This window comes from Commensalibacter sp. M0355, assembly GCF_016101365.1.
GTDB lineage: Bacteria > Pseudomonadota > Alphaproteobacteria > Acetobacterales > Acetobacteraceae > Commensalibacter > Commensalibacter melissae.
In genome coordinates, this window is sequence record NZ_JACFQQ010000005.1 from 25313 (window position 1) to 50191 (window position 24879).

The following is a 24879-nucleotide window of genomic DNA, read 5'->3' on the forward strand; positions in this document are numbered from 1 at the left end:
TAATGATTTATTCTTTGTATTTTTATTGATATTATTAAAGATAAATTTTATTTGTTGAATCAATTACATATTTTTTATCTTATTTAAAAATCTTTTTATATAAAGATTAGGAAACTGATTTTATATAAAAATGGCGAATTAAAAGGAAATATTATGGCCTATGTATTTACCCAGGTTTTTACCGGTAGGGAAAAATGGATAAAGCTTACAAAGGCAATCAAAGAACAAGTTTTGCAACGCATGATTTCAAGTCTATCAACCTTGGCAGGTGAAAATCGGGTCCAGTTAATCGCTATTGGTCAAATAGACGGAAAAGTTCCTCGTGCAGTGGATGCGGAATATTATGTAACCTGGTCTGTACCAATTAATGAGTTGACTTCATATATAGTTAGACATTTTCAAGAAAGTGAATGGAATGAATATTTTGAATTGGTCAATATTGGGGGGAAAGCTTTGACTATCCCTCAATTTGCGGAAGTTATTTTAAGAGAATAATGCCAGATATATTTAACTAGATCATATTAATCAATTGAACAATATTTAAAAATATCATTGACTTTAATTAAGGATGAAATTAATGCAGCCTACACGTGTACAAGATGCAGCCACATTGAGAAGTGGTGAAGATTCAGTTCCCGTATCTGACGATTCTTCAGTAACTTCCTCCTTAATTTCTTCCTCAAGTTTTGATCATACGTCAACGTTTGCCATGCTTCAGCCAATTCCCGGTGCTACAAGCAACTCTATTGAATATGATCCATCTCAGGCGCATCCTGAATGGGGATCGGGTTATGAACCTGATCCTAATGGGTTTAATGATAATACATTTGCCTTTAATTTTACATCTTTGACATTTTCCATGACAGATCCTACCGACATGATGAGCACGATTGCAGCGGCGGCTGGACAAGGCTGGGATTTGTTTGCAAACGCACTTGATCCTGATTCCTCCAGGATTGTTATCAATGATCCGGGTCAAGGTAATGACCTGTTGATAGGTGATGGATTGCAACTTGTTGTTGGAGCCACGCTTAGGGATCTATTAAAAAAGAATGGGGTAGATATCACTAATCCCATCGTTAGAAAACTTATAAAAGAACAGGATTGGGGGCAAAAATTTCTAAGCCAGATTGATAATTTGATCAGTGCCCAGAATGGTCCAGGACACATGATTATCTGGAATAAAACCGGCGTTATGGTTAGTGCGGGTGACAACAAGGCAACCATGGAAGTGAGGGCTGGCAACAAACTTTATGTGGGAGACACAAACAGTTCAGGATATGATGCCTTTGGAACGGGAAATTTACAATTAGGTTATAATGAAAAAAGTGCAACGGGTTCCGCATCGCTGATCCTGGATGAAGGGTCATATCTAAGTGTTAATGGATTTTTGGGTGGAGCGGCGGATAAATCCTATGCAGGTCAATCCATTGGTTCAGGTATGGAAAACCAGAGAACAGGTGCTGTTTCAACCCAAAATCATGTAAAAATGGATGTTGATGGAAATTGGGGGCTTGTTGGTGATATTCGACCCGATAAACCAGCCAATTGGACACGTGTAGGCAATAATAACAAGATTAATGTCGGAGGTACATTGGGGGTTTATATGTTGGCCTCCATGACAATTGGAAGTGATACAGAGATAAGTGTTGGATCCAATGGTTGGGCCCATACAGGAAGTGGTGTGTTTGTCGGTTCAGGTGGGTATATGTCCACTGGCTTGGGAAACAGGTTTACCATTGCTGGTGGTATGGGTGCCGGTTATATGGATCTGTCCGCTTCGGGGAAGGCGGCGCAGCTGATAATTGGTGATGATAATGTCATTCATCTTACCAACAGAAATGCCGGCATATTTGCAGCTGAGGCAGGGGCATCCGTTACAGTGGGGGATAATTTGACCCTAACAGGGGCTGAAATATCAGTCGGTTATGGTCAAAATAGTATGGACCGAATTATTGATGAGGATTCCAAGTACCGCACTGCCTATATGTCTATCGGTAACGATGCCAATATTTCTCTAGGTTATGAAAATTTGTATCCGATGGCCAATGCTCCATCCTTTGCAGAGGATGGTGTGATAAGATTAGATGCCAGTAATTCACTTTTACAGTTTGGAACAGGACTTGCGCTTGAAGCGAATATAATTTCTCTGGGACATTATTTAAAAGATACTTCCAATTCAAATTTTATAGACAGTGATGGTAATGCCCTGGCTGAATTCAAGGTCGGTTCAAATAATAGCGTTGTCATTGGCTCAGGGGCAAATATCAGTTTGGGTTCTGGTATTGTTATTAATGAAAACCAGGGATATGTCGATTTGCAGGGAGGTGTTCTGAATGCTGGGTACATTCGTATGGGTCGATATTACATTGAAAATCTGGAAGTTCCCATAAACGGATCCAGTTATATATACCAGAATAATTCAAGTGCGTCGATTCATATTGGGGATGGTTATCAAGTCAGCTTGACCCAAGATATTACCATTGATGGCAGCTTTGATCGGTTAAATATTGGTGATAATGTCGGCATTCAAGGAAACGGGATGTATCTTGGTGATTTTAGAGGGATTGGTTCAGAGACCAATCATCCTACATCAAGATCATTGATTTCTGCCGGCAATCTAACCTCAATGACAATAAGTGGTGACATCAATCTGAATGGTAATGCAAATTCAGTGATGTTGGGTAGCCAATCTTTATTGGAAACTACCGATGGCAATTTAAATATAGATGGAATAAACCAGCTGTTGACTATAGGAAATGGGGGAGTTTTATCCGCTGCAAAAACGCTGCTTCAGAATGGTAGTAAAAGCATTATTTCTGTTGGCAATGAAGGTAGGATTGTCGCGAGTGCTATCCAGCTAATAGGTAATGGTGAAACGTTCACTATCGGTGATAATGCTGGTATTTCTGCAGACCGAATTATTATCGGTTATCGCGGAGGTTCTTTAACGATAGGAAAAAATGTTGATTTTGATGTTCATAATTTTGATGTTAATGTATCCCGAACGGTAACATTAGGGGATGGAGCTACAGGATATATAGGTGATACAACCACGGTTGATAAAACGGTTTTCAATACGGGTAATGCGAATAATCTTGAGTTTGGCAATATATCCCTTGGCGATAATAACAAATTTAATGTTTCAGGATCAATCAAGGGAGCTGGTATAAGCCTGGGTAGCAATACATCGTTTACAGCTGCAACAAATGCATCGGTTAATTTTGGTAGTGGTAATGTCACGTTATCGAATAAAAATAATAGTTTTAAATTAAATGATAATGTTACTTTTACGGCTGGAACAGTCACTGCTGATTTGAATACGAACAATTTTATCCTAGGCTCGAATGATTTTTATGATCTAAGAGGTTGGAATTTATCAAATACGTCAGGTCCTGCCAAAACATTCACTGTCGGGAATGGAGCTACCGGCAATTTTGGTAATGTAAATTTATTGGGTAAAAATGTCACCTTCAATACGGGTAATGCGAATAATCTTGAGTTTGGCAATATATCCCTTGGCGATAATAACAAATTTAATGTTTCAGGATCAATTACAGGAACTGGGATAAGTCTGGGTAGCAATACATCATTTACAGCTGTAACGAATGCATCGGTTAACTTAGGTGGTGGCAATGTCACGTTATCAGGTACCGGTAATAATTTTATACTAAATAATAATGTTGCTTTTACGGTTGGAACAGTCACTGCTGATTTGAATACGAACGACTTCACTCTGGGTTCGAATGATATCTATGATGTGAAAGGATGGAATCTATCGAATTCATCAAGTCTTGCAAAAAGCTTTTCCATTAAGGATGATGCGGCTGGTAATTTTGGTGACGTGAATTTATTGGGAAATATCGCGTTCAATACAGGTAATATGAGTAATCTGACCTTTGGCAATGTCACGTTATCAGGTACCGGTAATAATTTTATACTAAATAATAATGTTGCTTTTACGGCCGGAACGGTTACTGCTGATTTGAATACGAACAATTTCACTTTGGGCTTGAATGATATCTATGATGTGAAAGGATGGAATCTATCGAATTCATCAAGTCTAGCCAAAACATTTGCTGTCGCGGATGGTGCTACCGGTAATTTTGGTGACGTGAATTTAACGGGTATGGTTAACTTTTCTACTGGTTTGGCAAACAATCTTATCTTAGATACAGTGATGTTGAACAAGAATGCATCCATTAATCTGGATGGGACGTATGTCACTGTTCATAACCTGGACATGAGTAATGGTGGTGTCGCAAATCTGAATTATAACAGTGCAGAGTCCAATGTTGTTTCTTTATCCAATGTAATATTGAGCGGTAATGGTCGGATAAAAATCGCACAAAATTCTGAAGTTGATATTGGTTCTCTAACAATGGACGGTGTAAATCCGGGTGTTATAGAATTGGATAATGATGCAGTTTTGAATATTCGTTCAATCAATGCCACCAATGTTGGTACAGATATGCCGACAATCATTATTCATAATGGTGCCCGTGTTATCGTTAATGGTCAACAAATAACAAGGTCAAGTTCTTCAAATGATTTGATTGCTGATTTTAATAATGAAGCCAATGGCGTTTACGAATATCATGGTAGCATTGAAGATGTCGATGGTCATTTGGTGATCAAGAATTTTAAACTCGATGATCATCTGTTATTTGAAAATGATACTGGGTCATCGGATGTTAACACTTTTTATACATGTTATAAGGACGGTATTTTATCCATTATTCACAATGATGGAAAAACATCCAAAACTATTGCCTCTTTTCGTTATGATGCAGGGGACAGCAATCAGGCATTGCCTAATGTAAATATTGTTCGGGGTTCTGATGGTAATTCCTATTTTGATATAACAAAATGCTTTCTATTGGGAACAAACATTCTTACATCTAAAGGTGAAAAACCGGTTGAATCTCTTTCCGTTGGTGATGAGGTTGTGGCTATTTGTAATAATGGAAGGATAAACCGTAAAATTGTTTGGATTGGTAAAACGGATATTTCCGTGGATCAAGGTAAAAATAGAAACGATTTGTATCCAGTTTGTATCAAAGCACACGCATTTGGTCTGAATAAACCGCATCGTGATTTATATTTAACCCCTGAACATACCGTGTATATTGATGGTGGCTTGATTCCTGTCCGTATGTTGGTTAATGGCCGTTCGATTGTTATTGATAAATCCCGGGACAAATTCCAGATTTATCATGTTGAAACAGAACAACACTCGATTTTGCTATCAGAAAATCTGATGACTGAATCTTATTTAAATACAGATGATAAGTATCTATTTGATAACGATATTGTTAATTTCGGTCTGGAGTTTAATGAACATGCAGGTCATAAAAGCTGGGAAAATGACGCAGCTGCACCATTGACTGTTTCCAGAAGCAAGGTTGAACCGATTTGGAATCGTTTGGATCGCAGGGCAACTCAGCTGGGGTATAAACCTGTCATAAAAAGAGCGATAACCCGTAATCCTGATTTATGCCTTATTACTGATAAGGGGAAAAAGATTAAGCCTGTTCATTTCAAGGATAATATTTACAGTTTCTTTATTCCTGATGGTACTTATGTTGTAGCCATGAATTCAAAAACATCTTTACCTTCAGATGTTATTGGACCCTTTATAGATGATAGACGGACACTAGGTGTTTTGGTTTCGAAAATTAGCGTGATTTCTAATAGAACCCTGATCATGTTCCCGACTGATATTTCGGAACTTTCAGGTTGGCATAGCATTGAGCCTGATAGAACAGATCGTTGGACAATGGGATTGGCGCAATTGCCAATTGAGATAACAAGATTTGGCACTGGGAAAAAATTGATCCGGGTTGAGCTGACAGATACAGCTTCTTATTTTGTTGAAGATGATATTAATGAAATGATGAAACTGGCATAAAGCAATTTGTTGATTATCCAGTTAAATAGGGTTAATAGAGCTTTCCTTTTATTATAGCTAAAAGGGAAGCTTTTATTTAAGGGAAAAACAGACGTGTTTGATCGCTTCATAGATTATGTTGCAAAAGTTGCACCGGATAAAATTGCTATCCGTTCATTCGAAGGCTCAATTACTTTTGCGGCAATGAATAGAGACATAAATCGGCTTGCACATGCTTTATTGGACGTTATTGATAATAGTTCCGAAATTGTGGCTGTTAATTATAAGCAAGTACATATTCACTGGATGCTTTTAATGGCGCTAAGCCGAATTGGTGTCGCTTCAGCGTCAGTGTCCAGTAATAGCGAGATTGCTGAAAAGGAGATTGCTATATTGCAGCCTGATGCAATTATTAGCGATACGCTTTTTGATATTGATACGGCAGCTAAAATACACGTGCTTGATTTGAATTGGTATGATCAGGCCATGAAGCGTTTCAAACCTGATCCCATTTATACGCTCTATGAACCGGATCGTATTGTACGTGTTTCAATTGCGGCTGGAACGTCTTTCATGCGGCATAGAATTGATTATACAGCCTCAATGATTGAATCATCTGTCATAAGGATGATTACCCAGGAAAAAATCAGCTGGTCTCTTATGTCGGAAATTCCGAGATATCCAACATTGCTACCCACATTAGCTTTTGGCAGTTTGCATGGATTTTTATGCTATCTAAGCATCTGGTCAATCGGCGGGACAATTATTATGGCTGATCGCGAGCAGTATTTTGCCGCTATTGCCATGTTGTCACCTGATTTGATGGTTATTTCGCCTGCACAGCTTCAATTGATTGCAGAAAATTTGCCAGAAGATATACCCAGACAGGATCATTTAAGATTAATTGTCGTTGCTGGTAATTTTCCTAATGGTTTACGTCATTTTGTTCAGCAACGTCTGACAAAAAATCTGAATGTTACCTATGCGACAAGTGAGGCAGGGGTTATCGCTTCGATCAATATTGATCAAATCAACCATGATGACACAGCGGGGTGGATCATGCCATGGATTGATGTGCAGGTTGTTGATGATCAAGACCATCCACTAACATATGGTGAGATAGGTAATATCCGAATTAAAAGTCCAAATATCGTACAGAAATTTTTCCAAAATGTTCTGGATACTCATAAACAGTTTAAAAATGGTTGGTTCTATCCCGGCGATTTAGGAATATTGAATGAGGAAGGTCTTTTAAGGCTGATTGGTCGTGTAGATGAACTTTACAATTTTGGAGGTGATAAATTTTACGCTAATAAAATTGACGCAGTCATTTGCAGTATAGAAGGTATAAAAGATGCGGCTCTGTTTTCCATGCCTGATAACGATGGAATTCAGCAACCCTGGTTAGCTATTGTTCGCGGAGATAATTTTGATATTGATCAAATTGCCAGGATATTGGAAAAAGAATTTTATAACCTGCCCGATGTAAGTGTCTTATGGGTTAATTCCATTCCGAGGGATGAAGAGGGACATGTGTTGCGCAATCATCTAGAAAAGCTGGCAATGCAATATATTGAAACCATTTAATAAAAATTCGAGATAGAATATTTTATTAATGAGAAAATATAATAAATAATTATAGAAAAAAGAAAGTGTTATTTTATGGGAAGACTAATAAACAAATATAGTAACGAAGAAATTGCAATCGTTGGTATAGGCTGTAGATTCCCAGGAGATATTTTCAATCTTTCAAGTTTTTGGGAGGCTATTTGTCAGAAAAAAGAAACGGTTAGCCGTATTTTGCCTGATCGTTGGAACTGGCGGACGGCCTATGATCAGGATAATTCAGTTATTGCCAAAAGCTTTTTTCTAAATGCCAGTTTTCTGACACAGCCTATAGTTGAATTTGATCCCTTGTTTTTTGGTATGTCTCCTAAAGAGGCTGTACAATGTGATCCACAACAAAGAATATTACTTGAAGTCGCGTGGGAGGCGCTAGAAGAGGGGGGTCTTGTTCCATCATCCTATGCTGGACAAAAAGTGGGCGTATTTATAGGTGTCTTTGCGACGGACTGGTTAACGAAACACTCTGTTAGCGAAGCGAAAGAAGGGGAAATAGAAAGAAATTTTCTTCCTACAACTTTGCCGATTACTATGCTTTCTGCCAGACTTTCTTATTTTTTTGATTTTTGTGGTCCCTCGCTTGTTCTTGATACAGCCTGCTCATCTTCTTTAACCGCAATTCATCTGGCGTGTCAAAGTCTGAGAAATGGCGATAGTGATATGGTCTTGGCCGGCGGCGTTAATTTGATGATCACGGATCAATCCGGTGCTATTGTCGCCAAGGCCAATTTCATGGCCGAAGATGGAAAAAGTAAAAGCTTTGATGCTTCTGCTGACGGATATGGCAGGGGAGAGGGTTGTGGTATTGTTGTTCTTAAACGGCTGAAAGATGCTGTGCGTGATGGAGATAAAATTCATGCAGTCATTAGCGGGGTTGGAATTAACCAGGATGGACATAATGAAGGATTAACCGTTCCAAATGCGCGTGCACAGGAAAAACTAATTCATCAAGTTGCTCAACAGGCCAATGTACAATTGGGAGATATCGTTTATGTTGAGGCGCATGGAACAGGGACACCTGTGGGAGATCCTTTGGAAGCTCAGGCAATCTCCAATACAATTGGCAAAAGCCGACCGAACGGACAACCTGTTATCATAGGATCTGTAAAGGCAAATATCGGGCATTTAGAAGCGGCGGCAGGTGTGGCCGGATTGATTAAGGCTTGTTTGTGTGTCAAGCATAGAGCCGTGCCACCACAGGCAAATTTAAAAGAGCCAAATCCTAATATCCCTTTTGCTAAGATGAATTTACGCCTGATTCAGGATAAAGTTGTTTCATTAAAATCCTTGTCAGATGATTTATATGTTGCGGTTAATTCCTTTGGTTATGGTGGATCAAACGCAAATGTTATTTTACGGGCTCCTCGTCAAAATGAACAATCATCAGATATCTGTGGCAAAACTGCTTGTTTACCTTCAAATCGGTATATTTTATCGTTATCAACGAAACAATTGCCGTCCTTAAAATTGATGGCACAAAGTTATTGTGAGTATTTCGAGCAGGGAACCGATATATCCCTTGCGGATATCTGTTATTCAGTGGGAAAGCATCGTTCATTTTTTCAGAAACATCTGGTTGTTGTTGCAAAAAACAAAGATGAATTTATTCAAAACCTTCAGGATTTTATACAGGATAAGGTAAATTCGGATGTAATAATTGGTAATCAGCAGGTTAAAACACAAAGCAGGCCTGTTTTTGTTTTTTCTGGCATGGGTCCACAATGGTGGGGAATGGGAAAGTGGCTCTTATCGAGGGGGCCTGCTGAATGTATAACAATCGCTGGGAAATGTGATTCTTATTTTAAGAAATTGTCAGGTTGGTCAATTCTTGAAGAGATGCAGAAAATGGAAACTGAATCTCGTATTCATGAAACGGCGGTGGCTCAACCCGCCATTTTTGTAATTCAAGTTTGTATAGCGACAGCCCTGAAAATTTATGGAATTGAACCATCTGCGATTGTAGGACACAGTGTTGGTGAAATTGCTGCCGCCTATATTTCAGGTGCTTTAAGTTTGAAGGATGCCGTTACCGTCATTTACCATCGTAGTCGATTACAACAAAAATTTTCTGGTCAGGGGGCAATGCTGGCCGTCGGTCTGCCACCTTCATCGGCGGTCAATTTAATCGAAAAATATGCCGGAGATGTTACGGTCGCCGCGATTAACAGTACGCGTTCTTTTACTCTATCTGGATCAAAAGAAAATCTAGAAAAAATTGCACTTGAACTTGATAGGCATTCAGAATTCAATCGTTTTCTTAGGGTGGAACTTGCCTATCATAATCCCATCATGGATCAGATCCGGGAAGAATTTGAGGCGTCAGTGCAAGATATTTGTCCACAAATGCCTGTAATCCCCTTGTATTCGACGGTTACGGGGCGTATTTGTGATGACACCTTCTTTCATGATGAGAATTATTGGTATCGTAATTTACGTCAAACAGTTTTGTTTGCCGAGGCGGTATCCTCTCTTATTCATGATGGACACAATCTATTTTTGGAAATAGGTCCTCATCCAGTTTTATCTTCTTCTATCAAAGAATGCGCTGCAACATTAAACAGTTCGATTGCTGTTACTTATAGTTTGCACCGTTCTGAACCTGAAGAAAAAGCCATTATAAAAACGCTTGCCAATCTTTCCGCAATAGGTCTTGATCTTGACTGGGAAAAAATCACGGGTGGAAAACGGGTCGATTTACCTTTTTATCGTTGGGCACGAGAAAGTTACCTTTTTGAGAGTAAACATTCTAAAGCGACACGGTTGGCGGAACGCGTAAATCCAGTTCTAGGCAATGTTGATTGGGCCGCATCACGGGGCTGGTTGTCCGAGATGAATATCAATTTTATGCCATGGTTGCCCGACCATAAGGTTGAAGGGATGATTGTCTTGCCTGGGGCGGCGTATGTTGAGGCCGCGTTGGCAGCTCATGCTCAACTGGCAATTGATGCACCTAAAGAAATGCAGGAGCCTGCCATTATCGAGGATCTGCAATTAAAAAAGGCAATGATTATTGACCAGCATTTTTATCCGTATATGACTTGGTGCCTTGATGATTTAACAGGGCGATTACTTGCTTTTGGGCGAGTCAAAAATGATTCGCATGAATGGGAATTATATGCAACGGTTGCTCTGCGACGTACTATGCCATGGTCGGAAGATAAGGGAATTGATCTCCAGATATTAAAAGGGAAAATGTCTGAAGATATTCAGATTGAGTTCTTTTACCAGAAATTACGTGAGCATGGATTGGAATATGGCCGGACTTTCCAAACAATTAAGAGGTTATATCATAATTCTGATGCTGTATTGGCCTATCTTGAAATTGCTGATACTGAACAGAATAGTATCAAGGATTATTGTATTCATCCAACCTTGTTGGATGGGGCTTTTCAATTGTTTGGAATTTTGTGTGCAAAACAACAGGTAAAAGATACCACTTTCCTTCCTGTCGCTATTGAGCGGGTTATGTATTATGGTCGACATGAGGGCAAGTTATATGCTTATGCCAATAATCCGGTAAGAGATGAAGACTTATTCACTGGTGATATTGATCTTTATACTGAAAAGGGAGAATTGATTGCTTCTATCAAGGGGTTGACTGTTAAAGAAATAGCCAGTCAAAAGCAGAAAGAAGCCAGACAGATGGGATTGCTTTATCATCGTGAATGGCAAAAATCAAAACCTTTATCTCTTCTAGGAGAAATTGCCAAGATTGCGATATTGACAGATAGTGATCAATTTTTGGAACTCCTGAAAAAAGAACTTGAGATGCAGGGGATAACTGTTCTTGTTGGAAAGATTGGTCAGCAGTTTGGAAAAGAGACTGAAGACCTATTTCATATTCGGGAAGGTCAGGTAAAAGATTATCAGGATTTTTTTTCTTTTGTTAATATTCATCAATGTCGTGCGGTTGTTTATTTTTATACCAGAAACAACGAATTTGAAGATAGAATTGGATTGTCTCTGGTACAAGAAGCTCTGGTGCTGTCACATGGATTACCGGTAATTGAAGAAAAGAAAATTTCAGAGAATTTTCGTTTCGTGATAATTACTAATGGATCAGAACAAATTCATGAAAATAAAAAATCAATTAATTTGGATCAGTCATCATTAAGGGGATTTGCGAGGGCTTTTTCCTTTGAACGTCCTGAACTGAAATTAAAATTGATTGATATTGATGTGGATCTTAAGATAGATTCAGCTATCCTTGCAGCCGAAATCCTGGATGAGGAGATGGAGGATGATGTTGTCTTGCGTGGTCAGGATCGCTACCTATCCCGTCTAACACCAATGACAAGGCGTGAGGAAGTGCAATGTGTTCCTTATGAACAATTTGATTCTCAAAAAATTGGATTTCGGCTTGTTTCTGGTTTTCCGGGTATTTTGGATAAAATCCGTTATGATGCATTTGTGCGTCAACCACCGCCTCCAGGTCATGTAGAACTTGAAATTATTGATGCTTCTTTGAATTTTAAGGATGTATTGAAAGTTATGGGCCTGTTACCGCGTTCTGTCATGAAGGATACATTTCACGGTGATGGACTGGGAATGGAAGCCTCTGCAAAGGTTGTCGCCGTTGGTAAAGGGGCGGAGGAGGCTGGTTTTTATGTTGGAGATCGCCTTGTCATTACGTTTAAGGGATGTTTAACTTCACATGTTACCCTGGCATTGAAGGATATTTACGCGGTCCATTATTCCACGCATTCCTTGTTAAGGGAATCAAAACGATATCAGTTGACCTCTGATGAAATTGATAAAATCAAGGAATATGATCAACATAAAATCCCTGATGCAGAAGCGGCTACTGTGCCCATAGTGTTCTCTACAGCTTATCATACACTGATCAATTTGGCGAATTTACAACAGGGTCAAATAGTTCTTATTCATGCTGCGGCAGGAGGTTTGGGACTGGCAGCAATTCAAATTGCAAAAATGCGGGGAGCCAGAATTTTTGCAACGGCTGGAAATGAGAAAAAACGTCAGTATTTGCGGGATTTGGGATGTGAACAGGTTTGGAATTCGCGTAATCTTGAATTTGTCGATGGGGTTAAACAGGTAACTTGTGGAAGGGGAGTGGACGTTATCCTGAATTCCCTATCAGGAGAAGCATTACATCACAGTTTGGAACTGCTTGCCCCATTCGGCAGTTTTTGTGAGGTGGGAAAGAAAGATATTGCCGAAGAACGTTGGATGCCAATGAAGGCATTCAATAAAAATATTAATTTCTTTTCTATGGATTTGGATCGGATGGGAGCTGTTTGTCCAGAAAAAGTTCTGGATATTGTGACAAAAATTGTGCGGGATATAATGAATGACAAAATTATTCTGCCACCCTGTAAGGTCTATCCTGCTGCCAAAGCGGTTGAAGCGTTCAGAACATTAGCTTCTGCCCAGCATATCGGTAAAATTGTAATCAATTTTACCGATACAAAAGATGTAATGGTTAATCCTCTTCAAAAAGAAGTTGCCTCGATTGAAGCCAATGCGCTTTATCTGGTGACAGGCGCTTATGGCGGTATGGGGCTTGAATTGGTGCAATGGCTGGCTGAAAAAGGAGCCAAACATCTTGTCTTGATAGGGCGCTCACTTAAGAAAAATGATTCATCAATTCAGAAAATTCTAAGCATCTTACAAGAGAATGAAATCAGTTTGTATCAAATGCAGTGCGACCTCACGGATCTTCATGCCCTACAACAAACAATTGGAAAAGTGCAACAGTTGCCATATCCCCTAAAGGGAATATTTCATTGTGCTGCAATTATTGATGATGGAGTGGTTGAAAATCTTGATAGGGAACGGGTTGCAAAAGTTATGTTACCCAAGGCGCAGGGTGCCTGGTATCTGCATGAGCTGACCAGGGATATTGCGTTGGATCATTTTGTTTTATTTTCATCTGCGACTCATTTGTTTGGCAATATCGGTCAGGCAGCCTATATTTCCGCAAATGCCTTTCTGGATGCTTTGGCGCAATATCGTCAAAGGATTGGTTTGCCTGCTCTATCTATTGAGTGGGGCGCTATTGATGGTGGCAATATGCTGAAAAAGGATAGTCATGTTGTCAAAACATTTCAGAATTTTGGAGTGAATCCTCTACCTGTCAAAAAGGCACTCGATGTAATGCCATTATTATGGAAACTTCACAAACCCTTTTTGGCCGTCCTTGATATTGATTGGTCAAAATGGTTCAGCGCGTTTCCTGTTACGCGAACTTATGGTCGTTTTCAGCCTTTGACCGCATTAGGGGTTTCAACAGGTGAACAGACTGAAGTTATGAAACAGTTAAATACCTTGCCTTTAGAGGGGCGTTTACCTTTTGTCATCGAGAATTTAATTCATATTTTGGAAAAAACGTTGCAATTGCCAGCAGATACAATTGATGGAAACACTCGGTTAACCGAGCTCGGAATTGATTCTTTGATTGGAGTGGAACTGCAGATTGCGATCAGTAATCAGTTGGGATGTGAAATTTCGTTGCTACAGCTTATGAAAGAGGAAAATCTTCAGGATGTTGGACGGGTATTGCTTAGAAAGTTAAAAGTTCCTTTTGAAAGTAATGAAATTTTAACACTGGAAAATGTCTGAGAATAATTCAAGTAAAAATTTGAACGTGTAGATACGAGTGATGGTATTGGTAAAGAAAAGATGGTTTTGATTATCCCGAAAGACCAGACGGAAGACCGAACATGTAAGCAACATAACGTTGTTGATTGGCGAAACGATACCCTTGTTGATATGGTGCGGCATCGTGCATGCTCATCACCCTCAATGGTTATTTATACGCTGTTGAATGACCAATGTGATCCTGTTGACACTCTGACGGCCATTCAACTTGATCATCAGGCTTCGGTTATTGCGGCAGGACTGCATCATTTTGGCAAGGAAAAAAACAGGGTTTTGATCTTATGTGAAAATGATTTGAATTATGTTTTGGCATTTTTTGGCTGTATATATGCCAATATGATCCCTGTTTCAGGAATTCATGTTGATGTTATTCGCAGTGATGAACGATTTGCAACGGTTTTAAATGATGCGCAACCAGATTTTGTTATTGGTCCACGTCATTTATTGATCGAATATAAAGATTATTTTCGGAAACTGGATTGTAATCCTGTCTGGATTCCCCTGGAGGTTTTATTAAATGTCAGGGATAAATTAATTAAAAAAAGTGATAATAAGGATGTTGCTCTAATTCAGTACAGTTCAGGGACGACACGGAATACGAAAGGGATTTTGATTACGCATCGTAACTTGATGTATAATGTGCGACATCAGCCAGCAAGTGAAAAAATTCTTGAAAGTGAATGCAACGGATTGAGTTGGTTACCTTTCGCTCATGATATGGGATTAATCGGGGGGATTATAGTTCCAGTAGGTTTGGGACGAAAAATTTTTCTGTTGCCTCCAAAATATTTTATTGAAAAACCGGTAAGATGGTTACAGGCGATTACCAGATATAAAATACAGGTTTCTGGTGGACCAACATTTGCCTATAATCTTTGTTTAAGGGAAATCACGGAAAATGAGATCAGGAAATTAGATCTATCGTCATGGCAAATAGCAGTGAATGGGGCAGATAATTCTCAGGCTGAAACAATAGAAAAATTTTGCAAGAGATTTTCCTCGGCAGGGTTCAGGGCCAGGCATTTCATTTTTGGATATGGTCTTGCCGAGGCAACGTTAACCGTTACCAACAGCAAGGCAAATGTTTCCCCTAAAATCAGGAATTTTTCACGAAAAGCCCTGATGACAGGTTTCGTTAGGCAGGCTTCTGATGTTAATGATCAACGTATTTTGGTTTCATGTGGTTATTCTTTGGAGGATCAAAAGATTGTTATTGTGAATCCGGAAAACGACCAAATCCTACGAGATGGACGGGTCGGAGAAATTTGCGTTTCTGGACCCAGTGTTGCGAGAGGATATTTCAATCGTCCAGAAGAAACAGAGGATGTATTTCATGCAAAATTATCTGGTTCCAAGGAATTTTATTTACGGACCGGTGATTTGGGGTTCATTTATGAAAATGAATTGTACTTTGCTGGAAGGATCAGCAACGTCATAACATTAGGCAACAAGAAATATGATCCTGGCGATATTAGTGGCACATTGGAAAATTCCTGTCCTGATATCCGCATTAATGGAACAACCTTCTTTCTTGAAAATTTAAAGGATCCAACATCAATAACCATTCTTGCGGAAACCATACGAAATCCCGTCAAGTCATATGAAGAAATTGTTGGATATATTTATGAAAAGGTAACCAAGCTTTATATGATTTGGCCTCGGACAATTGTATTGACACGTCCGGGAGGTGTCTTAAAAACACCCAGTGGCAAAATTCAGATTGCGCGTACGCGAGAGGCTTTTTGCGAGAAGAAACTTCCTGTCATTAAGGAATTTCGATATCAGGTTCCGATCATTACAGCATTTTTGTCTTTTAAAGAGGCATATAATCAAGTAGAAGAATGGATTGGAAATGTAACGAAAGATTGGAAGGGGAATGTAAAGCAATTAACACGCAACAAATTGTTGAACAAAGAGGTTAATTATGACCTTTTGTTAGACTTACGTTATAAATTTGAAGAAAAATTTCACGTTGAGATTGACCCATCTGATTTTATGACCGCATGTCAAACATATACGGATTTATGTCATTTATTAGCAAAGCAAATTTGTAATTCTGAATTATAAAAATAATTTTAATTCTACATTGAAAGGGAACTATCTTGACCCAGAATGATAAGGTGAGAGTAGAAGGGTTTGAAAGAGTTAAATTAAAAGTTAAAGGTGAAGACAATTTATCAAGTTCTCTGGAAAACAAGCAGACTCAGGAAAGTGAATTAATTAACAAAATAAATAATTTATCACAAAACAGGCAGGTCCAAGACGCCATTCAAGCATTGGATAAACGATTTTCACCTATGATTGGTGGTGAAGAGGTGAACAATCAAACAGAACAAAAGCCGGCAAATAGCACCAAAAATCTGGTAAATCAATTTATACAGGCTTCTCCTAAGCCTACCCAAAAAGGACCCATGGGTATTTTATACGATTTTAATTTTGGAATACGCGTATATGTTCCAAAACCAGCTGCAGGGGAGGGATGGCGCGTTTGTTTAATGGATCTTGATACAGAGGTTGTCTTGCTGGATCAAACCTGCCAGGATCAGGGATATGCAACCACTGCCAAACATCATTATATGAATGGAAAAATCATTGTTTCAAAGATTCATAGGGATGGAAAGCAAGAAGAGGTTCTTGTTCATGAATATAATGCTCGGGGCAAGGAAGTTTTAATTGCCTTTCCGGTCGGATCCTTGGGGGATTCACTGGGTTGGGTGCCCTATGCAGAAAAATTTAGGAAGAAACATGACTGTAAACTGACATTGGCTTTGGGAAAAAATCTTATTGATTTGTTTGAAAAAGCCTATCCGGAAATCAGATTTGTTGACGCTTCTGTTTATGCTCAACAGAAAATTGAAAACAAATTTTATGCAGGATATTATATAGGCCTGTTTTTTGAGGATGAACAAAATAATTGGCAACCTCGTGATTTCAGGTTGGTAGGATTACATCGAACGGCAGGATATATTTTGGGTGTGGATCCTGAAGAGGTTCCCCCTCGTTTGGTTGCAAGTGAAGATACAAGACCTATTCCAGAACCTTATGTAGTCATTGCTACACAGGCCTCGACACAATGTAAATACTGGAACAATCCTTTTGGATGGCATTATGTTATTGATTTTTTGAAAAGCCTTGGATATCGTGTAATTTGTATTGATAGGGACAGGGTTTTCGGAAAGGATCTTGTTTGGAACCATATTCCAAACGGTGCGGAAGATCAAACAGGTCCGCGTCCTTTGACGGAAAGAGTACGCTGGTTGAAACATGCCGAATTTTTTGTCGGATTATCTTCTGGCCTTGCCTGGCTTGCATGGGGTGCTGGCATTCCAGTCGTTGTTATTTCAGGATTTACCAATCCATTAACTGAATTCAATACGCCTTATCGTGTGTTCAATACGCATGTTTGTAATGGATGTTGGAATGATATTCGATATTTATTTGATCATAATAATTTCCTATATTGTCCGAAACATAGCAACACTTCCCGACAGTTCGAATGCACCAAGGCAATTTCGCATCAGCATGTTATCAAAACCATTTTGTCCATTCCAGGTTGTTGTCAGAAACCAGTAAATGAAAAAGGCAAGTAAGGTTTAATAACAGTTGGATGTAAGGGCAACGGGCAAAATTCTTTAAGGGATATGATTAAGTCAATCCAATAATGGTGGAGTGAGAGAAAAAGCTTCTAGTTTTTTCTAAAAGCTTTTTTTAATTTATTTTGTAGTTAACAAATTATGAGTTTGTTAAGCAGGCAATATAATTGATTTTTACATTCTGGGTCAGTTTCCATCCATTTGGATAGAAAGTCATTCCGGCAATAGATTTTATGCGTAATCCGGCAGAATGTGCCATTTTGCCCAATTCAGAAGGTGTGATGAATTGTCTCCAGTTATGTGTACCGACAGGCAACTTGCGTGTAATATATTCAGCTGCTACCTTGGCAAATAGAAAGGCTGGTAACGTACGGTTGATTGTTGATACAAAAATCATGCCATTGGTTTGTAACAACCGGGAGATATTATGGATAAAGTTCTGAGGATCATTAACGTGCTCAAGTAGCTCTAGGGCCGTAATGACAGAAAAATGTTGATTTTCGTGAACAAGTTCCTCAATGCTCCCCACCTTGTAGGTTAATGAGCCGCCTTTAGGGAGCAAGGGTGTTGTATCTAGATGATATTGTGCGGCTTTGATAACTTTTTCTCCGGCATCTATTCCCAACACATTGTATCCCATATTTGCCAGGGCTTCACTGGCCAAACCGGCTCCACATCCGATATCCAGAATATTGCCGGATTTGTAATATTGGTTATTGTGTCTCAGGTTGCGGTTGATCCATTCAATACGAAGATCATTCATGTCATGAAGGGAGCTCATGGGCCCTTTTCGATCCCACCACTGATCTGCGAGCTGATTAAAATGATCAATTTCATTCGTGATAATTGAATTATTTTGCTTATTGGCATTATCTGTAGTATCGATAGGCATTTATTTCACCCTCGGTGGAAGAAAAGTAATAGAAAAGTCAATTATTTGCTTATAAATGATAATTGGGTTAATTATTGAATGATATTAGAAAAATGAGATTTATGCTTCATTATATCATATTTAAATGCTGAAAATAATAGTTGTGGAGTTTATTTTTTATGTCTTGTGATATTCCCCGGATCGTAATGAAGTTTGGTGGGACGTCGGTTGCTGATTTGGACAGGATTCGTAAGGTCGCTCAAACAGTCAAAAAACAAGTTGGCGCAGGATGTGAAGTAGCCGTGGTTGTGTCAGCTATGTCAGGGGTCACAAATCAGCTGGTTGAATATTGTCAAACCCTCAATCCCCTATATGATCCCTGCGAATATGATTCAATTGTGGCGACAGGTGAACAGGTAACCAGCGGGCTTTTGGCTATTGCTTTGCAAACAATGGGGATTAAAGCACGTTCATGGTCAGGTTGGCAAATTCCCATAATTACAGATGATGCGCATGGTAGGGCCAGAATTAAACAGATTGAATCAGCAGCCCTGATAGAATGCATGCAGGCTGGAGTTGTGCCTGTTATTGCCGGATTTCAGGGAATAGATGAAAATAAGCGTATATCAACTTTGGGACGGGGTGGATCCGATACTTCGGCGGTTGCGTTGGCTGCAAGCTTGAATGCTACAAGATGTGATATTTACACGGATGTAGATGGAATTTACACAACTGATCCCAGAATAGTAAAAAAGGCAAAACGAATAAAGGCAATCGCATATGAAGAGATGTTGGAATTAGCCTCTGTCGGTGCAAAGGTCTTGCAAACCAGAAGTGTAGAATTGGCCATGAAGGAACAGGTGCGTGTTCAGGTTCTTTCAAGTTTTGAAGATTATGACCCGTCAAAGGAGGGGTCTTTGCCAGGTTCTTTAGTTGTTAGTGAGGATGAAATTGTGGAAAAAGAACAAGTAACAGGAATCGCTTATTCCTTGAATGAAGCAAAGGTGGTTGTAAAAGGTATTCCCGACTTTCCTGGAGTGGCATCTTCTATTTTCAGGCCCTTGGCAGAGGCCAATATCAATGTTGATATGATCGTGCAGAGTAGCGGGACAAATCAAACCACAGATATGACATTTACAGTGCCTAAAACGGATTTGTTACAGGTTCAACAGCTTTTGGAACAGGCAAAAGATACAATTAAATTCTCACAATTGCTGACCGATGAGGATGTTGTAAAAATCAGTGTGGTTGGAATTGGGATGCGTTCTCATACTGGTGTCGCAAATATTATGTTTAAAACATTGGCGGAACGTTCTATAAATGTTCAAGTGATTTCCACAAGTGAAATTAAGGTTTCTGTTATTGTTGCTGCGGAGTATGTGGAATTGGCTGTACGTGCTTTACATACAGCTTATGGATTGGATCAAATGAATGACTGATAAAATGAATATGGATTTAGTTTCATATGATCAAGCAAAAAGGGAATTGAAGCGTCTGTGGAAACGTGGCACTGATTTTTTGGGAAGTGAGGTTGCCATTCTTGGCGGAGCTATGTCCTGGGTCAGTGAGCATCATCTGGTTTCAGCCATTTCCAATGCCGGGGGTTTTGGCGTGATTGCATGTGGAGCAATGGAACCCGAAATGCTAGCTGTCGAAATCGAGGCCACTCAGGCACTGACAAAAAAGCCTTTTGGGGTAAATCTGATTACGATGCATCCCAAATTGTCTGAATTGATTGATGTCTGTCTGCGTCTAAAGGTTCATTATATTGTGTTGGCAGGGGGTATTCCTTCGAGTACAGCAATCAGGCAAATTAAAGATGGGGGAGCTAGGGTTATTGCGTTTGCTCCAGCCTTGATTTTGGCAAAACGCTTGTTTAAAATGGGTGTTGATGCACTGGTGATAGAAGGGGCAGAAGCAGGGGGACATATAGGTCCTGTTTCTTTGACTGTACTTGCTCAAGAAATTTTACCTGTTATCCGTGAAATACCTGTTTTTGTTGCAGGTGGACTGGGTCGTGGCGATGCCATTGTTTCATTTCTTGAATTGGGTGCCTCTGGCGCACAGTTGGGCACGATGTTTGCTGCAGCGGTAGAAAGTCAAGCCCACGAGAGGTTTAAAAAAGCGTTTATTCACGCGTCGGCACGGGATGCCGTCGCTTCAGTACAGTTGGATGATAGTTTTCCAGTTATTCCCGTGCGTGGTCTTTCCAATCCAGGAACAAAAGCGTTCATGAAGCATCAAGCCGCCGTAATTCAAAAATATCGTAATGGTGAATTAAGTAAAGAAGATGCCCAACTGGACATTGAACATTTTTGGGCGGGGGCTTTGCGTCGTGCGGTAAAGGAAGGTGATGTGGAATATGGCTCGGTTATGGCTGGTCAATCCGTGGGAATGGTAAAGGAAATTTTACCTGTTGCCGATATCTTTCATACACTTATGCAACAGGCAATTGAGGCTTTGGTAAGACGACAACAACGTATATCAGATATGTGAACATTCTATATAATGGGTTTTAAGCAAATGAGTAATGGACCTGAACAATATGCGAATAAACAATCTATTGGCGAAATGCTTCGTTCAAGAAGAGAAGAATTGCACTTGAGTTTGGAGGATATTTCTCAGAGGCTGAGAATCCGGTTGGTTTTTTTAAAGGCTCTGGAGGATGGGCAGATCGATCAGTTGCCCGGTATAGCCTATGCAGCCGGTTTTTTGCGTTCTTATGCAGAGTTTCTGGGACTGAATGTTGACGAGGTAATCAAGCGCTTTCGTTTTGAGCATCAGGGAACAGAATATAAACAGAAATTACTGTTTCCTGCTCCTGTCCCTCAATCTGGCGTTCCTGCCGCTGTAATTATTTTTGCAGGTTTACTGATTATTGCCGGGGGATATGTTGGCTGGTACAAAATGACTGATCATCGAAAGGTTCCTGCCGAAACTATTCCATCCATTATGGATAAAAATGGTAAAGATCAGGCGCAGGAAAAAATTTCACCACAGATTGCATCTGTTATGCCCTCTCTAAACGTAAATAATGCAAAACCGGATCAAAATGTTTCCAATGCTATCCATAAACTTGAATCACAGGTAGCCCAGTCTCAAAAAACAAATGAACCGGCTTCGGAACCGGCAAATTATTCGCAGGGTGATAAAAACAATTTTTTACAAGAAAATAAGTTGTCTCCACAAAATTCATCTATAGACAATCAACAGAAACCACAGGAACCCTCTTCTATTCAAACCAGTAAAGCATCTGACTCATCAGGTAAGGTTGATCAACAACATCCTGATTCGGTAAAAAATATTGAAAGCAAAGATAATGAGACAACAGAAAAAGTTGATAACAATATTATTATCAGGACATCCGGAGCCAGTTGGTTAAAAGTTCAGGATCAACAGGGTCGTATTTTATTGCAAAAAACATTGCAAAAAGGTGAAAGCTGGACTGTTCCATCAGATCATGCAAGGGTTGTTATGACCATTGGCAATGCCGGGGCTGTCATTATTGAAAATAATGGGAAGCAGTCAAGGCCTCTGGGTGAAAGGGGAAAGGTTTTACGGCATTTTGTTATAACGCCTGAGTTATTGGAAAAGATTGTTACAGAACCTGTAGATAATAATTCGGATGCAATGCCTGAAAAAAATAAGAAGAAAATGGTCAATGAGAATGGCTTGAATTTAAATAATGATCAGGAAAAGACTGAAGGATCTGATAATCGTTAGGACAAATATTTTATGTTTAAGCGGTTATATATTGCATATTTTAATGGGGTTGGTTAGTTAAAAGAAGATGGTGTAAAATTGATCTTTTAAGATTGTTTCTTTTAAGGTTAAAGGCATTACCATAATTAACTTGGAGAAAAATTAATGAGTTTACGCCCATATCAGCAAATTATTCGTCGCAAAAGTCGACAAATTAATGTGGGGTCTGTTCCTGTTGGCGGGGATGCACCGATTAGTGTTCAAACAATGACAAATACGCTGACCAGTGATGCACAGGCAACGGTTGCACAAATTAAAAAAGCTGAAAAGGTGGGGGTTGATATTGTTCGGGTTTCCTGTCCTGATGAGGATAGTACCAGGGCGCTGAAAGAGATTGTCCGTAATGTGGAAGTTCCAATTGTTGCGGATATTCATTTTCATTATAAGAGGGCGATTGAAGCTGCACAGGCAGGCGCTGCTTGTTTAAGGATTAATCCAGGAAATATTGGTAATGCGGATCGTGTTCGGGATGTAATTAAGGCGGCAAAAGATTATAACTGTTCAATTCGTATCGGGGTTAATGCGGGTTCTCTTGAAAAACATCTTTTGGAAAAATACGGAGAGCCTAATCCGGAGGCTTTATTGGAAAGTGCGATGGAGCACGCGAAAATCCTAGAAGATAATGATTTTCGCGAATTCAAAATTAGTGTTAAGGCTTCAGATGTTTTTTTGGCGGTTGAAGCTTATCGTTTATTATCTGAAGCTTGTGACTATCCATTGCATATCGGTATTACTGAAGCGGGCGGGAAAAGAGCGGGAACTGTAAAATCCTCCATTGGATTAGGTTCACTTTTATGGGCAGGTATTGGGGATACAATGCGCGTTTCCTTATCGGCTGAACCTGAAGAGGAAGTCGTTGTAGGTTGGGATATATTGAAAACGCTTGGTTTGCGTCATCGGGGGGTAAGGGTTGTTTCTTGTCCTTCCTGTGCGCGTCAAGGTTTTAAGGTCATTCCAACGGTTGCAACATTGGAAGAACGTTTGGCTCATATTGAAACGCCAATTACGCTTTCTGTCATTGGTTGCGTTGTTAATGGTCCAGGCGAAGCCACCATGACGGATGTGGGTGTTACCGGGGGTGGATCAGGACGTCATATGGTCTATGTTGGTGGAAAGCAGGATCATACGATTCCGGCTGAAGAAATGATTAACCATATTGTGCAATTGGTTGAACAAAAAGCCGCACAGATTGAAGCGGAAAAAACTGCTCAAAAAAAAGAAAAGAATTAATTTTAAAATATAATTTCAAACATAGGATAGTTTAAAGTGAGTGTGGTTAAACCCGTTCGTGGAACCCATGATTTGATTGGTGACGAGGCAAAAAATCATCAATATGTTATGCAAACCGCAAAAAATATTACTTCATTATATGGGTTTGAAGAATGGATAACACCGGTTTTTGAAGAAACAGGTGTTTTTGCGCGCTCTTTAGGGGATACGTCGGATATTGTTTCCAAGGAAATGTATACATTCCAGGATCGTGGTGGGGATTCTCTCACCCTGCGTCCCGAAGGAACAGCTGGAATTTGCCGTGCTTTGGTTACAAATGCTTTGACCCAAACCCTTCCTCAAAAGGTTTTTTATGCCGGCCCAATGTTTCGTTATGAGCGTCCTCAAAAAGGCCGTTATCGGCAGTTTCATCAGATTGGTGCAGAATTGCTGGGTACGACAACCCCTTTTGCAGATGCGGAAATGATTGCAATGGGGCAGCATATTCTTAATGCCCTGGGTATTTCAGATAATGTTGTTCTTGAATTGAACACGCTGGGGGATCTGGCCAGCCGTCAAGCATGGCGAGAAGCTTTAATTGCCTATTTCAAAACTGTTAAATCTGAATTATCAGAAGATAGTCAAAATCGGTTGGAGAAAAATCCCTTGCGTATTTTGGACAGTAAGGCTGCACAGGATAGAGCGTTATTGGATCATGCTCCGTTAATAAAAGATTATATGACTCCAATAGCACTGGAATTCTGGGATAGGTTACGAAAAGCACTGGATCAGTTTAAAATTCCATTTAGAGAAAATCATTATATTGTTCGTGGATTGGATTATTATAGTCATACGGTTTTTGAATTTGTAACGACAAAGCTTGGATCACAGGGTACCGTTCTGGCGGGCGGACGATATGAGGGGCTGGTTGCAGAAATGGGTGGACCTTCTGTTCCTGCTATTGGATGGGCAGCTGGGGTTGAAAGATTGGCTCTTTTATTGAATTCGATACCCGTCCAACCTAAATCTGTAGCAATCATTGTATTTTCTGATGCGGTTCATGAAATGGCATTTACGGTTTTACAGCTATTGAGAACGCATAAAATTGCTGCTGAAATGACCTATAAAGGGAATTTCCGTAAACAAATGGAGTGGGCTAATAAAAGGAAAGCGTCTATTGCATTGCTTATTGGTGAGGATGAGGCGACCAAAAAAGTTGTTCAGTTGAAAGATTTGAATTCTGGTGAACAAGTCGAGGTTGCCTTGCGTGATTTGGTTTCTCAGCTTATTTTGAAATTGGCGAAATAATT

At 39.7% G+C, this 24879-nt stretch carries 12 protein-coding genes; 11 read left to right on the top strand and 1 reads right to left on the bottom strand.

Annotation, left to right across the window (positions count from 1 at the left end):
• Positions 1 to 153: 153 nt before the first annotated feature.
• The 6 genes from H3T44_RS08265 to H3T44_RS08290 all read left to right on the top strand — a co-directional run bounded on the left by H3T44_RS08265 (position 154) and on the right by H3T44_RS08290 (position 17724).
• The gene (locus tag H3T44_RS08265) at positions 154 to 495 is read left to right on the top strand and encodes a DUF6616 family protein (RefSeq protein ID WP_110439525.1); all 342 of its coding nucleotides are present in this window, start codon (positions 154 to 156) and stop codon (positions 493 to 495) included.
• A gap of 82 nt (positions 496 to 577) precedes the next feature.
• Positions 578 to 5911, top strand: a complete 5334-nt coding sequence (locus tag H3T44_RS08270; RefSeq protein ID WP_198196871.1) for a Hint domain-containing protein — start codon at positions 578 to 580, stop codon at positions 5909 to 5911.
• 93 nt (positions 5912 to 6004) lie between these two features.
• Complete coding sequence (locus H3T44_RS09130) at positions 6005 to 7477, top strand: class I adenylate-forming enzyme family protein (RefSeq protein WP_198196870.1); 1473 nt, start codon at positions 6005 to 6007, stop codon at positions 7475 to 7477.
• Positions 7478 to 7552: 75 nt separating this feature from the next.
• A complete protein-coding gene (locus tag H3T44_RS08280) occupies positions 7553 to 14095 on the top strand; it encodes a type I polyketide synthase (protein WP_198196869.1) in 6543 nt (2180 codons plus the stop codon).
• 60 nt (positions 14096 to 14155) lie between these two features.
• On the top strand, positions 14156 to 16201 hold the full coding sequence (locus tag H3T44_RS08285; RefSeq protein WP_198196868.1) for an AMP-binding protein: 2046 nt from the start codon (positions 14156 to 14158) through the stop codon (positions 16199 to 16201).
• A gap of 230 nt (positions 16202 to 16431) precedes the next feature.
• Positions 16432 to 17724: an autotransporter strand-loop-strand O-heptosyltransferase gene (locus H3T44_RS08290; protein ID WP_370552745.1), complete on the top strand. Its 1293-nt coding sequence runs from the start codon at positions 16432 to 16434 to the stop codon at positions 17722 to 17724.
• Positions 17725 to 17866: 142 nt separating this feature from the next.
• On the opposite strand, the gene ubiG is transcribed toward H3T44_RS08290, so the two are convergent.
• Positions 17867 to 18619: a bifunctional 2-polyprenyl-6-hydroxyphenol methylase/3-demethylubiquinol 3-O-methyltransferase UbiG gene (gene ubiG, locus H3T44_RS08295; RefSeq protein ID WP_155567590.1), complete on the bottom strand. Its 753-nt coding sequence runs from the start codon at positions 18617 to 18619 to the stop codon at positions 17867 to 17869.
• 158 nt (positions 18620 to 18777) lie between these two features.
• Between ubiG and H3T44_RS08300 the strand changes: the two genes are divergently transcribed.
• The 5 genes from H3T44_RS08300 (at position 18778) to hisS (ending at position 24877) form a co-directional block, all read left to right on the top strand.
• Complete coding sequence (locus H3T44_RS08300; protein ID WP_198196866.1) at positions 18778 to 20037, top strand: aspartate kinase; 1260 nt, start codon at positions 18778 to 18780, stop codon at positions 20035 to 20037.
• Positions 20030 to 21094: a nitronate monooxygenase family protein gene (locus tag H3T44_RS08305; RefSeq protein WP_155567591.1), complete on the top strand. Its 1065-nt coding sequence runs from the start codon at positions 20030 to 20032 to the stop codon at positions 21092 to 21094. The genes H3T44_RS08300 and H3T44_RS08305 overlap by 8 nt, the downstream gene beginning before the upstream one ends.
• A gap of 27 nt (positions 21095 to 21121) precedes the next feature.
• Positions 21122 to 22321 (top strand): helix-turn-helix domain-containing protein, encoded by a 1200-nt coding sequence (locus H3T44_RS08310; protein ID WP_198196865.1) that lies wholly within the window; start codon positions 21122 to 21124, stop codon positions 22319 to 22321.
• A 144-nt stretch (positions 22322 to 22465) separates the two neighbouring features.
• Entirely contained in the window at positions 22466 to 23590 is a 1125-nt protein-coding gene (gene ispG / locus H3T44_RS08315) for a flavodoxin-dependent (E)-4-hydroxy-3-methylbut-2-enyl-diphosphate synthase (RefSeq protein ID WP_110439535.1), read from the top strand.
• Between the two features lie 36 nt (positions 23591 to 23626).
• Positions 23627 to 24877 (top strand): histidine--tRNA ligase, encoded by a 1251-nt coding sequence (hisS, locus tag H3T44_RS08320; protein WP_198196864.1) that lies wholly within the window; start codon positions 23627 to 23629, stop codon positions 24875 to 24877.
• Positions 24878 to 24879: the final 2 nt, after the last annotated feature.

Bases quoted from the DNA above. Each gene is read 5' to 3' on its own strand.
- H3T44_RS08265 (WP_110439525.1), top strand. From the start codon at position 154: ATGGCCTATGTATTTACCCAGGTTTTTACCGGTAGGGAAAAATGGATA.
- H3T44_RS08270 (WP_198196871.1), top strand. From the start codon at position 578: ATGCAGCCTACACGTGTACAAGATGCAGCCACATTGAGAAGTGGTGAA.
- H3T44_RS08280 (WP_198196869.1), top strand. From the start codon at position 7,553: ATGGGAAGACTAATAAACAAATATAGTAACGAAGAAATTGCAATCGTT.
- H3T44_RS08285 (WP_198196868.1), top strand. From the start codon at position 14,156: ATGGTTTTGATTATCCCGAAAGACCAGACGGAAGACCGAACATGTAAG.
- H3T44_RS08290 (WP_370552745.1), top strand. From the start codon at position 16,432: ATGATTGGTGGTGAAGAGGTGAACAATCAAACAGAACAAAAGCCGGCA.
- ubiG (WP_155567590.1), bottom strand. From the start codon at position 18,619: ATGCCTATCGATACTACAGATAATGCCAATAAGCAAAATAATTCAATT.
- H3T44_RS08300 (WP_198196866.1), top strand. From the start codon at position 18,778: ATGTCTTGTGATATTCCCCGGATCGTAATGAAGTTTGGTGGGACGTCG.
- H3T44_RS08305 (WP_155567591.1), top strand. From the start codon at position 20,030: ATGACTGATAAAATGAATATGGATTTAGTTTCATATGATCAAGCAAAA.
- H3T44_RS08310 (WP_198196865.1), top strand. From the start codon at position 21,122: ATGAGTAATGGACCTGAACAATATGCGAATAAACAATCTATTGGCGAA.
- ispG (WP_110439535.1), top strand. From the start codon at position 22,466: ATGAGTTTACGCCCATATCAGCAAATTATTCGTCGCAAAAGTCGACAA.